Here is a 14,126-nt window from a genome sequence, read left to right on the forward strand (position 1 = left end):
CGCTGATATACAGTGATTTATAAAAAATTAAAAAAACAGCAATAAAACGCCGATTTTTAACCCTCTGACTTCATTTTCAGGTTCAATTGCTAAAAAAAGTCATTTCCCTCCCTTGGGTCATAATTTTACGAACCTGGTTTTACCAACCAGGCTTTGCGTTTTTGCACCAGATACCCGCACAAAATATGTCCCGGGCTGCAGGGTTGTAATACTTCCCTGCCATGAAGTCTGCCCCGTCGTGCTACCATTTTGAACCACCTTCCCCGCTCCGTCCATTACATTTATCACAAATGATGTTTCCTCATTTACATTGGGATTTATTACCACGTTTATCATATTGATAGCCGGGTTGGGATAGATAGATAGACTGTTGTCAGCCGCTGTTTTGTTTTGGCCATCGAATAGCACGTCCGCAATATTTGAATAGGTGGTGGTCTTATTGACATCCTCCTGTTCAAGGCGATAAATATTCAGTCCTTTTAATGGGTTATTGTCGGTAAAACTATAAGTGCCGGTGCCCGTCGGCAGTACATTGCCTATAATGTTGAAAGTTAAGCCATCGTCATTGCTTCTTTCCACAACAAAATGAGTGTAATCGCCTTCGTAATTTGTGGCCCACCGTACAAACGAATGCCCGCCTCGTATCTTGACCGCATCAAAATTTATTAACCGATAAGCGTATGCCGGGTTTTGACGGATAACAAGCGTGAAGCGGTTTGCCCCAAAACTTGCGGTATCGGTCTTATCCAGTTTAAAAGAGTACGACTTGTTTTGACGCATATCGAGGGAGTCGTTAGCAAATTTGTCCATAAGCCATACATCATAAAGTATTGGGATGGCGTTTATCTCAACAAGGTTCAACTGTAGCATGCTACTACTTGTCGCCTGTACGTCCAGTTTTATCGCATCAGGTGCTTTACCCGGCAGGGGGAGAACGTTAATAGCAAGTCCAATATTATCAGATGAAAGGCTGCATAGATTTACGTTACCAAAGCCCTGCAGGTATGCAGCATCTTCGTTAAAAACATACTTCTCGCTTGCCGTCGGCTTGAACTGAATTATAATGTCTTCGGAACTGGCCGCATCTTTTACAAGCTTCAAACGTAGGTATTGAGCGTTTTTGTTTGACTTCGCTTCGACATTGCTTGACGATGATCGCGATGTATTCGAAATTGTCCTCTTCGGAACGTAAGCGGCATTGGATTTCATATTTATTGCAAACTGTACTATACAGAAGAGCAATAGAGCTTTCCAATAGGGTCTCATGACAATGGCTGTTTTTAGGGTCGTAATATTTCTGCCGCAGTGGATAGCAGTAGAAATATAAAGCAATATACGTTAATTTATAAGTAATTTATGCAAATATTTTATGTAAATTTTACTAAAAAATACAATAACTTATTGATATGCAAAATATTATATAATTTATATATTAATCAATACGAAATATATAATAAGCTAATACATAACAAAATAGGCCCGTTAATTAAACGGGCCTATAGTGAAGATATGAGAATGTTTTTTTGAAATTATAGGGAAATATCCGGCAATTTATAGCTTGATAAACTTATTTTGCCCTACTAACCGCGAGGTTTTAGCATCCAGCACCTGCACAAAATAGGTGCCCGGTTTCAAATCGCCGATACGCCCTTGCCAGTTAGCCTGCGATGAATTGGCCTGTTTGACGATCACCCCAGAACTATTCATGATCTTTATATTGTAAAAGGGAGCGTTCAAGGCAACTTTTGGCGCGATGGTAAGATTTAGTTTGTTGATGGCAGGATTAGGGTAGATGGTCAAAAGGTTCCCTGCTATATCATTACTACGGTCAGAGTATCCAACGGTAACTATCTCTGAATAAAACATGGTATTGTTAATGTCTTCCTGTTTCAAACGATACATATTCAAACCATTGACGGGACTTTTATCAACGAAGCTGTATTGGCCCTGACCAGCTGCCGACACGCCTCCTAATGCTTCAAACGTTTTACCATTGTCGGTGCTCCGCTCAACGGTAAAGCGCGTGTAGTTCCCTTCATTTTCAGTTGTCCAGGTAGCTTGTACTTGTTTAATCCCGAATATTTTGCTAGCCGCAAAATCCAATAGCCGGTAGGCATAGTCGGAACTTTGACGCACAATTAAAGCAAACCGGTTAGACCCGTAGCTGGCGGTGTCAGTTTTGTCAATCTGGAACAGGTAGGTCTTATTCTGCCGCATATCCAATGAATCGCTCCGGTATTTATCCATCAGCCATATCTCATAAAGCTTTGGAACAGCAACCAGGTCGCGTAATGTTATACTGTAAATGCCCGTAGTGTTTGCATTTACGTTTAGTGGTATTATTTCGGCTTGCTGCTTTGGCAGCGGGATAACGTTTATTGCGAGTGCAATTTTGTCTTTTGACATGCCCGAGAGACTAACAGAACCAAACCCCTGCCTGTAAGCGGCGTCCAGATTTGCATTATAGCTGAGACTGCCTTTGCTGCTAAATTGTACGATGGTCTCGTCAGAGTTGACAGCGTCTTTGCTCATCCTCAGCCTTAAGTATTGCACATTGGCTGTGTTCAGTGGTTTACCCATCAGCAGGTTCGAGCCGGTATTCATTGTCGTAGTTTTTGCAGATTCTGTGAATGTCAGCGTCGATGTAGTTGCTGTGCCGGCAACTACAAAAAAAGCCTGGCCGCTTGAAATAATATGGCTGGCATGATTAGTCCCCGGCAACCCGCTGTTGGCAATGTAGGATCCAAAATTGTGGGTTACTGGGTCCAGCACGTACAGGGTCGAACTTATATTCTGGCCATATATCCCGCCGCTGGCCAGCGAAGTGGTTTGAAACGTGTCCCAATCGATAGCGCAGGCATAAGGGTTACCCACAAGGTTGTATCCCTTTACCGGTGAGGCGGAAGTATAGCTCAGGTAAGTATTTGTCGGGGTAAACCAGTCTTTAACAGCAATATTCCCCTGGTTTAAAGTGCCGCTGGTGCTTAGCGTCACACTTTGCGGTATGTAGTTGGTAACGGTCTCATTGGCAAATGTGGTGCTTGATCTGTCGCCCCTGAAAAAACAAAGGTACCCATTGCCCCGGGGAATATAATAGCCCGAACCGTCAATGTCTATTGTATAGCTTGGCGCAGAATTAATATTATTTATTCCGCGGAAATTCCCGCCGGTAAATGTTGAGTTGGACGGATTGGTTAAACTCTCCCTGTAAAGATATAAAGTAGGGTTGGCAGCCGTTGTGTTATCAAATCCGCCTGTAGTAGTAGTGGCGGTAAGGTACATCGAGTTTTTCAAATAATTGATGCTATAAACGCTATTCCCATGTGTGTCGGTACCATTATATACCGGGGATGATAAAAGCCGGTAGGTCCGGTAGACAGAGCTCCCGCCTTTAAGGTAACGCTCGACATTGATGGAAGTTGCGGCAGTGCCGGCTATGGCGCCCGATGCAACGGGCCCTATAGAGGCATCCCCTGTGGAATCGGACTGTAGTGTGAAACTCAACGGCGATGTCAGCGTCAGCGTGCCGGTCCCGTTTACATTGGTCATCGAACCCGGCGCCAGGTTAACCAGTGAAGTGGATGAACTACCCTTGATGACAGGGGAGGCACCAGTATTAACAGTAATGCCACTGCTAATGGTAAGTGTTCTTCCCGAGTTAATACTTAAAGTAACAGAGTGGGCCGAACCGAATTTGATTGAGTTGACAGTGACATCGGACGATATTTTGGGTTGTTTGTTTTTGGAGTAATTGATAACACCTATTTGCACGTCATCGTTTGCACCCGGAACAATATGGGTACTCCAATTGCCTGCTGTATTCCATGCGGTGCTATTGCTGGCGGCTGTCCAGTTGTTGGTTTGCACACATTGTATAGTTATCGTGGTGCTGTTGCAGCCCGAGACATTAAACCCGGTTATAGTATAGGTAGTTGTGGAAGATGTGGCTGATGGTGTCCCAGAAATGACCCCTGTGGCACTATTAAGGCTTAAACCTGCGGGCAGTGCGGGCGAAATAGTGTAGCCTGTCCCTATCATCCTGCGAATAACGTTATTGCTGTAATCGGCGATATAAATATCGCCAGAAGTTTGATCAACTGTCAGGCCGCGGATATCACTGAATGCTGCCGCTGTACCTACTCCGTTTGTTAAAGCAGAACTCCCTGTTCCGGCAACGGTAGTAACCACACCGGCAGGTGTTATCATCCTGATCAGGTAATTGCCCCGGTCTGTTACATATATATTGCCGGAAACATCAAGGTCAACCCCGCTGGGAGTACTGAAAGATGCTGCCGTGCCTACACCATCCGCCGACCCTGCTGTCGTACTTCCTGCTATGGTAGTAACCACGCCTGCTGGCGTTATCATCCTTATCTCGTTATTGTTCTGGTCAGCTACGTATACATTGCCTGATGCATCCACGGCTATGCCGTTGGGGCCGTTAAACGTTGCCCCCGAGCCTGTTCCGTCTGCTGAGCCTGAAGCTCCTGTCGCGCTGCCGGCAAACAAAGTTACAGATCCGCCCATGGTCATTCTCCTGACCTGGTTATTGCCGAAATCGGCTATATAAATATAGTTGTTAACCGGGTCGTAAATTATACCGGCCGGTTGATTAAAGCGTGCCGAGCTGCCTGTTCCGTTGGTAGTTCCGGTATTGCCCGATGTGCTTCCGGCCAATAATGTGGTGGACATAGTTGATACGACCACTTTCCTGATCTCATTATTATTGAAATCGGCCACATACAAATTGCCCGATCCATCGGAAGTTATAGCGTATGGCCCGTTAAAACGTGCTGCACTGCCCGACGCGTTTGTTGTTCCGCTGGAGCCGGTTGAGCTCCCGGCAAGTAATGCTACTGATGCCGACGATACCACTATCCGCCGTATCTCATTGTTGCCGGCATCGGCTACGTACATATTACCTGAACCGTCGAGCGTCATCCATCGTGGTGTGTTGAACCTGGCCGAATTACCGGTGGCATTTGTCCTCCCCGAATTACCTGATGTGTTCCCTGCCCATGTGCTAACGGTTGCGTAAGTGTTTGCCGGTACAGCACCACCTGTATTGGTTGGTGTTAAGGCCGATATAGAACTGCCTACTGTAAAAATATTGACAGATGAACTGTAAGAAATGTTCGGAGCCTGGCCCAAAGCTCTTGACGCTATAAACGCGGGGGTAATTAAAACGGCCACATAAAATAATATTCTTTTCAAAGTAATACGATTTAAGTGTGCGGTCCCCGAAATATATCGAACATGCTCCGGGGGCCAAATAAATATGCAGGTACATGCGGTAGCAAAATACCCTGGTACCCGATAGGTATATCGGGTATCTTGATTATTTTTAAAAACCTGTTAGCTAACTAAAAAGTACGGAAGACGCAGGGGAATGTCTTTATCGGTACGATTATTTACAGCTTCACGAATTTATTTTGCCCCACCAATTGCGAGGTTTTTGAGTCGACCACCTGCACAAAGTAGGTGCCCGGCTTCAGATCATTTATACTTCCCTGCCAGGTAACCTGCGACGAACTGATCTGCCTGACAATCACACCAGAGCTGTTGGTGATCTTAATATCGTATGACGAGGTATTGGCCGTTGTCTTAGCTGGCATCGTGAGGCTCAGGTTATCATTTGCCGGATTTGGATAAATACTCAGCAAATTGGCAGCGATGTTATTGCTACGGTCAGCATACTCAATGCTTACTACTTTTGAATAGGTTATAGCGTTATTGATATCTTCCTGTTTCAGGCGATACATATTCAGTCCGTTTGCCGGGTTTTTATCCACCAGGCTGTACTTTCCCTGATCTGCCGCGACAACGCCGCCCAGTACATCGAACGTTTTGCCATTGTCTATACTCCGCTCAACCGTAAAACGTGTATAATTTTCTTCATTTTCGGTTATCCAGGTTGTTTGTGCCTGGCGAACGTCTGGCAGTTTCGTTGCCGCAAAATCCAGCAACCTGTAAGCAAAGCCCGGGTTTTGACGGATCACTAAAGTAAATCTGTTCGACCCAAAACTTGCAGAATCTGTCTTTACTATCTGGAACTGGTAGGTTTTGTTCTGACGCATATCCAGCGAATCGTTCCTGTATTTATCCATCAGCCAAACTTCATACAACTTCGGAACGGCTATCAGGTCCCGCAAGGTTATACTGTAAATACCGGTAGCGTTTGCATTAACAGCGAGGTTAATGACCTCTGGCTGTTGCTTTGGCAATGGGATGACATTTACTGATAACTGAACCTTATCGCTTGACAGGCCTGCAAGGCTAACAGCGCCATAGCCTGCTCTATAGGTTGCATCAAGGTTTGCATTGTAATTCAGGCTGCCATTGCTATTGAACTGAATTATAGTTTCATCAGCGTTGACGGCGTCCTTTGCCATTCTCAGCCTTAGATATTGTACGTTGGCAGTGTTAAGCGCCTTACCCATCAGCAAATTTGAACCTGTGTTCATCGCTGTCGTTGTCTTTGCCGATTCGGTGAAGGTTAGGGTCGACGTCGTGGCCGTTCCGGCTACAACAAAAAAGCCCTGCCCGCTTGATATAACGTTGCTCGCATTATTTGTACCAGGCAAACCGCTGTTAGCGATATAGGAGCCAAAATTGTGGCTTACCGGGTCAAGTACATAAATAGTCGAACTGATGTTTTTGCCATATATACCCCCGCTGGCCAGCGAAGTTGTCTGAAAAGTGTCCCAATCGATAGCGCAGGCATAAGGGTTTCCCACCAGGTTATACCCCTTCACAGGAGAAGCCGCGGTATAGCTCAGGTAAGCGTTGGTTGGGGTAAACCAGTCTTTAATAGCAATATTTCCCTGGTTCAATGTACCGCTCGTACTTAGTGTTGCGCTTTGAGGCACATACGTTGTTACCGTTTCATTCGCAAATGTAGTGCTGGACCTGTCGCCCCTGAAGAAACAAAGGTATCCGTTTCCCTGCGGGATATAATAACCCGAACCATCGATGTCGACGGTATAGCTTGGCGACGAATTGATATTGTTTATCCCGCGAAAATTTCCACCGGTAAAGGTCGTATTGGATGGGTTTGTAAGGCTTTCCCTGTAAAGATATATTGTCGGGTTGGCGGCTGACGTATTATCGAATCCCCCTGTCGTTGATGTCGAGGTGAGATATATTGAATTTTTTAAATAATTGATACTATAAACATTGTTGGCATGGGTATCCGTGCCATTATATACCGGCGAGGACAGTAGCCGGTAACCGCGGTAGGTCGAACTTCCGCCAGTAATAAAACGCTCGACATTGATCGAACTGGCAGCTGTACCTGTAATGGCGCCGGACGCTATTTGTCCTATCGATGCATCGCCGGTCGCGTCCGATTGTAATGTAAAAACCAACGGCGAAGTAAGCGTTAGCGTACCTGTACCGGTTATATTTGTTATAGATCCGGGTGCGAGATCAACCTCCGATGTGGCAGACCCGCCTGTTATCACCGGGGCAGCCCCTGTATTAACTGTAATGCCGGTTTTTATCGTCAGGATTTTTCCGGAATTTATGGTCAATGTAACGGTGTGCGCCGAGCCAAAGGTTATCGAATTAACCGTATAATTCGCGGCGATATCTGGTTGCCGGTTCCTTGTGTAATTAACTACCCCTATCTGGACGTCGTCATTAGGGCCGGGAACAGAGTTTTTGCTCCAATTACCTGCTGTGGCCCAGGCGGTAGTATTGCTCGCTCCTGTCCAGTTATTGGTTTGGACACATTGAATAGTTATAGTGGTGCTGCTACAGCCGGATACGTTGAAGCCTGTTATGGTATAAGTAGTCGTCGATGAGATAGCCGTGGGGGTACCTGAAATGGCGCCTGTAGCATTGTTGAAACTCAAGCCAGCAGGCAAGGCAGGTGAAATACTGTAGCCCGTGCCTATCATTTTGCGGATAACATTATTGCTATAATCCGCAACATAAATATTGCCGCTGCTTTGATCCACCGTAATGCCCCTCGCATCGCTGATCGCAGCTGACGTACCAACCCCATTCGTAAACCCGGAGCCTCCGGTACCGGCAACAGTGGTTACCACCCCTGCGGAAGTTATCATCCTGACCAGGTAATTCCCGCGGTCGGTTACGTAAATATTTCCTGAAATGTCCAGGTCAAGTCCACTCGGCGTAACGAAGGACGCTGCCGTACCAACGCCGTCGGCTGAACCGCCAGTGGTATTTCCGGCAAAGGTTGTTACTACTCCCGCCGGCGTTATCTTCCTGATCTCATTATTGTTCTGATCGGCTACATAAATGTTACCGGAAGGATCTACAGCGATGCCGTTTGGACCGTTAAAAGTTGCAGCAGACCCGGTACCATCTGCAGAACCAGCGGTTCCGGCCGCGCTGCCAGCGAATAAGGTCACCGCTCCCGCTGTTGTTACTTTTCTGATCTGGTTATTGGCAAAATCTGAAACATACAGACAGTTACTAACGGCATCGTAAGCAATACCAGCCGGCTGGTTGAATCGGGCGGTGGTTCCTGTACCGTTCGTAGTACCGGTTGCACCTGTGTTGCTTCCTGCAAGTAAGCTTACAGCCATAGTGGAAACGACCACTTTCCTGATCTCGTTATTATTGAAGTCGGCAATATATAAAGCGCCTGATCCGTCGAACGTAATAGCATAAGGCCCGTCAAAACGTGCAGCACTGCCAGTGGCGTTTGTCGTACCATTTGCTCCAGTCGTACTTCCGGCAACTAAAGCAACTGCCGCAGTCGATGTTACCGCTCTGCGTATCTCATTGTTTCCGGCATCTGCTATATACATATTGCCTGATCCGTCCAAAGTCATCCAGCGCGGCGTATTAAACCTTGCCGCAGTTCCTGTACCGTTCGTAGTGCCGCTAGCTCCTGTTGTGCTTCCCGCCCAGGTAGAAAAAGTCGAATAGGTGTTTGCAGGCACCGCGCCGCCTGTATTGGATGGCGTTAGTGTTGATATGGCGCTCCCTACCGTAAAAACATTGGTGGCAGAGCTGTAAGAAATGTTTGGCGCTTGTGCAGAAGCACAATTTGCAAATACAAAGGGGATAAATAAAACGCCCAAATACAATAATATTCTTCTCAAAACAGCACGGTTTTAAATATTTGGATCCGAAACTAATAAAATTAATCAGATATATTTTTTCGCTCCAATAAATGTTCAGGTCGTTTTACGAAATCATAAGTGTTTGGTTACCAATAATTTATTTCCCATTAATTAAACAATAGGAAACATAAAGAAATAATATTCAATATTTATCATTTAAATTAAATATTTAACTAATAAATCAGTGTTACGCTTCGACATTATCAATGACGAACCAATCGCATGGTTAGCCGGGATGTGGAAAAGTTGAAAAATTGTACCGGTTTCAACCGCCCGCGAAGGTTAGAAACCCCGCGACTAGCCAATATTCCGGTATTGTTTAATGCTATTCATTATTAGTGCAACAAAAAGGCCGGTGCAAGTTTCTTGCGCCGGCCAATTGGTATTCAGTTATGTGCTTTCTACAATTTTACGAATTTAGTCTGGCCTACTACGCTATTGTTTTTCTTGTCTATAACCTGGATCAGGTACGTGCCGGTCAGGAAATGTCCTACGCTCCCCTGCCAGCTTGGGTCAGTCAGCACGGCGTATTTAACTACTATACCGGCGCTGTTGGTTATCCGTAGGTCATAAGTGTTTTTACCCTGCGTTTTAACAGGAATAGATATGCTTATATTATTGATAGCGGGGTTTGGATAGCAGGTTAAATGATCGTGATTTCCTTTATCGCCTGTTATCGATATATTAACAACATTTGAATAAGTGATCGTATTTGTTATATCCTCGTGTTTCAAGCGGTAAAGGTTATCACCGTTTATAGCATTTTTGTCGGTAAGGCTATATGCCCCTGCGCCGGTCGACAGCATTCCGCCAACAACTTCAAATGTCTTTCCGTTATCGTTGCTACGCTCCACCGTAAAGTGGGTGTAGTTTTGTTCGTTCTTCGTGGTCCAGTCCAATTCAACATGTTTGCTGTTGCCAACCTGGTTGCCGGTAAAGGTAAGTAATTGATAAGCATTTGCCGGATCTGTACCTATAACGATACTAAAACGTTTTGAACCTAATGTGGTGGTATCAGCTGTATTTACATTAAAACTGTAAGCGGCGGTTGTACGCAGGTTGACAGAATCTTTCGTGAAGGCATCCTTCAGCCAAACAGCATAAATTTCAGGAATGCCCGACAAGTGCTTAACGTTGATGGTATAATTCCCGGTTATTGCTGTCAATTTCAGCGGAATAATGCCTTTTGATAGCGGAAGGTGATTGATTGCGAGTGCAACATTATCGTCGGATACGCTTGCAAGCATTACTTTGCCGGTACTTGCACGATATCTTGCATCTTCCATCAGGTCGTATCCGGTTTTGCTGGCAGCGTTAAAAGCAATTATTGTTTCGTCAGAATTTGCCGAGTCTATCGCAACTTTCAAATGAATATAAGGAGTTGGCTGATTTGCTACCGGCGGCTTACCCATGAAAAGATTTGGTGTCACAACCTGGGTATTTACCTTGGCCGTCTCAGAAAATCTAAGCGTATTAGCTCCGGACGGACTGGCCTGCACAAAAAAACCGACGCCGCTTGGCACGATATGGGTAGCATTATTTGTACCAGCCGGAATGGTAGGATCATAATAGCCGTAATTACCACTCGCTGTTTGCCCGGTAGGGTTCAGCATGGCTATGATCGGCGATAGTCCGGGACCATAAATTGAGAATGCTGAGTTGCTGTTGCTGAATTTGTCCCAATCGATAGAGCTTGCGTATGGGTTCCCAACCAGGTTAAAGCCTTCGATACCTGGATTGCCCGATGCCGTCGAATACATTAAAGCTGCACTTCCGGGCGTATACCAGTAATGTACATTAACGGTACCCTGGTTCAAAGCGCCAACGGCATTTAAAGTGTCCGTAGTTGCAGGCGCTCCTGCTGTGGTAAGGGTTGCCAGGCTGGCCTGTTTCCTGCTACCCCTGAAATAGAACAGGTAGCCGTTACCGATAGGAATATTAAACGGCCCGCCGTCGATATCTAAAGTGTAGTTAGGGCTGGCCGACAGGTCGCTGATGCCCCTGAAGTTGCCGCCTGTAAAAGTAGCGTTGCTCGGTACCAGGTTTTCACGGTACAAATAGAGCGTGGGGTTACCAACCTTGTCGACACCGCCGCCCGACCCTGTAATATAAGTATTGGTGCGCAGGTAGTTTACGCTGTATATTTTATTACCATAACTATCTGTAATAGCAGCACCCGCAGCAGTAGTATCGGCCACCGGTGATGACACCAGGCGGTATGAGCGTGAAGCCGTCACATAGCGTTGTACGGTTACCGGGCCATCAACTGAGCAACTATTGGGGATAGCCGGAACGGTAGCCGAACCGTTTACATCTGACATGAGTGTAAGATTGTACGATGCGTTGGAAACCACGTGAGTGCTGGTGCCTGATAATGTCATTATACCTGAAGGAGATACGTAGAAATGTCCGCTTTGTACATTTTTATTGGCATCGCCGCTAAAGGTCACTTTATTAAATACAGTGCCATTGGCAGAACCGTCCTTTAACCGTTGAGTGCTGGCGCTGCTGAATAGTGCATTTCCGGTGCCTGCAGTAAAGGTGCCGTTATTGGTATAGTCACCGGTAAAAGTAAAATCGCCGGAGCCTAATATAAGCTTGCCGCCGACATTGTTAGTATACGTACCCGCTACGCTGATAGCGCCGGGACCATGGGTGATAGTGCCACTATTATTCACATCGCTTGCGAAGGTTGTGGTGCCATTGCTGGTTTGGGTGAATGTGGCCCCTGCGCTTGAGTTATTAAACACGGCCGAGAATAGGATGGTGCCGGTGCTGTTTTGTGTGATGCTGCCCGAACCGGAATTGGTTGCCGTGCTCGAAAAAGTAAGCAAACCAGCCCCATTGCTGTTGTAAAGACCAGTATTGCTTGTGGTATTTGCATTGGTTAGGGCACCGCTGCCTGTAAGGTTAACGGTACCTGAATTGGTTACCGCGCCCTGGAAATAAGCCAATGAAGTTGCAGATTGGTTGAAAGTGCCCGCATTGTTTGTCGTACTCAGCGCTGTGAAGGTACCGGTACCCGAATGATTGTAAACACCCGTACCGGTACTGGTGAAGGCGGCATTAAAGGCTGCCGTGCCCGAACCCGACTGTGTATAAGTACCGGAATTGCTCACCACGTTATTAGCGGTAACCGCGCCGCTGCCCGACTGATTATATACTCCGGTGCTGGTATTGGTAAAGGTCCCTGTAAACGTAACGCCGCCAGTACCCGAGTGTGTGAAAAGCCCGCCGTTGCTGGTTGTGCCATTTATGGTTAAAGCATTGGAGTTGTTTTTAAAAAGGGTCGTACCGCTTGCCGAAGAATAGTTTCCGCCGATGGTAAGGTTAGGGTTATTGGTGGTTATGTCAACTGTTTCGGTCCCCGATGCGATCGTAAAATCTCCGATAACACTAAAGGTGCCGCCAGTAGATGCGTTGACTTTTTTCGTGCCCGAGCCAGAAAAGACAATATTGCCGTAAACGCCACCATAGGTAAAAGATCCTGTGATGGATGCAACGTTAACACTGAATCCGGATCCGCTACCACCAAGATTGGCGTTACTTGCCGAAAGAGTATTTCCAACGGCATATCCGCCTCCATAACCGCTCGTGTTTAGAGTGAAACCTGTAACACTGCCTCCGGAAACAGTTATATTAGCTAAAGCGCCCTTACCAGAACCGCCCGTTAAAGGCACATTGGTGTAAATTCCGTCAACATAACCCGATCCACCGGCTAAGCTATTGGTAGTCGCAATTACGTTAGTCAATGTATAGAACCGATCAATAAAATTGTACTGCTGGGTATTGCCAGCCAAGTAGACCGGTATATCTTGCGTAGGGTCAGTGCCTTTGAAATTGACTGTTAACGTGCCGCCTATAGCGCCATTGCTTACATTATAAAAGTCGACTTTGTTATTATTATCGCCCGTTTGAATATTTAAGGGGCTTGCGTTATATAAATTTAATACCGGGTTGTCCGTAGTTGTACTGAATCCGTCTATAGAGAAAAAAGCTAATGGTTGGTAATTTGTAGCTGCATAGTTGTAGGGGACAATTGGATTGCTTACATCTATCATTTTAATCTGCCCATAAAGATTGATCGTGCCAGCGGCGAACGAGAATTCAGCCAGGCTTTCGGCTACAACCTTGTTACTCACATCAAGCCGCGCGGGCGAATAAAGAATAAAGTCGCCCAATACGTTGAGGGTAAGACTACCGCCAGTGGCGTTATTGCCCATTTTCATTTGGGTGGTATTAATTATGTTATCTACAGATGGAAGCGTCCCATCGCCAATAATAAACGATCCGCAGGTCATCGTTCCAGGCTGTCCGGTATTTGTACTGATATAATTAAACACGGGCCTTTCGTAAATACCCGTTGTGCTAATATTGGCGGGGTTATAATTGCTAGAGGCCCTTTGTGTAAAAGCACCACTGATATTTAAATTACCATTTATGAGAAGTACTATTGACCATGCCGTTGAAGCATTGCCAGTAATTGAACTTTGCGGCACAAAATTGTCGCCGAAATCAAGTGATGCAATATTGATAGTCGTGCCAGCAGTGATAATTGGTTGTCCGTTTCCATGCTGGGTGATATTAACCCCAATATAAACGGCGACACCTTCCGTAGAACCTATATGGCCAGGGTAATCTGTAGCGGGGCTTGTAGTTACTCCCCCGGTGGTCGACTGCCAGTTTCCTGCGTTGGTCCAATCGTTCTTACTGCCACTCGAGGCATTGCCCACCCAATCGTAGGTAGTTTGGGCAAAAGTATTCACCCCAAGCAGGACAAATACTAAACTTAAAAGCGGTATGATGAGTAAAGGTTTTTTCAATATTTTCATAAAGGTTTCACCGCGCGATTTGTACGCGGCGAGTAGTGTGCGTCTACCTGTCGCAATAATCGTGCACTTAGTGGATAACTATGCCGCAGAAAGGGCGTTTTCAGCGTTGCGGATGGTAAAATCAGCGAAAATATTTGCAGGCAGGATAAGGTTGTTTGTTAAGTGGATAACCGGGCTTTTTCTTCGCGTGTTTTTA

Annotated in this window: 4 protein-coding genes; all 4 read right to left on the minus strand. The window is 46.0% G+C overall.

From position 1 onward, the window contains the following. Positions 1–117: 117 nt before the first annotated feature. The gene (locus VL525_RS12475) at positions 118–1,209 is read right to left on the minus strand and encodes a T9SS type A sorting domain-containing protein (RefSeq protein WP_325387002.1); all 1,092 of its coding nucleotides are present in this window, start codon (positions 1,207–1,209) and stop codon (positions 118–120) included. A 342-nt stretch (positions 1,210–1,551) separates the two neighbouring features. Then, a complete protein-coding gene (locus VL525_RS12480) occupies positions 1,552–5,214 on the minus strand; it encodes a T9SS type A sorting domain-containing protein (protein ID WP_325387004.1) in 3,663 nt (1,220 codons plus the stop codon). 197 nt (positions 5,215–5,411) lie between these two features. Beyond that, positions 5,412–9,077 (minus strand): T9SS type A sorting domain-containing protein, encoded by a 3,666-nt coding sequence (locus VL525_RS12485; RefSeq protein WP_325387006.1) that lies wholly within the window; start codon positions 9,075–9,077, stop codon positions 5,412–5,414. 422 nt (positions 9,078–9,499) lie between these two features. Beyond that, complete coding sequence (locus VL525_RS12490) at positions 9,500–13,930, minus strand: hypothetical protein (protein ID WP_325387008.1); 4,431 nt, start codon at positions 13,928–13,930, stop codon at positions 9,500–9,502. Between the last annotated feature and the right edge of the window lie 196 nt (positions 13,931–14,126).

This window comes from Mucilaginibacter sp. (assembly GCF_035492695.1).
Classification (GTDB): Bacteria; Bacteroidota; Bacteroidia; order Sphingobacteriales; family Sphingobacteriaceae; genus Mucilaginibacter.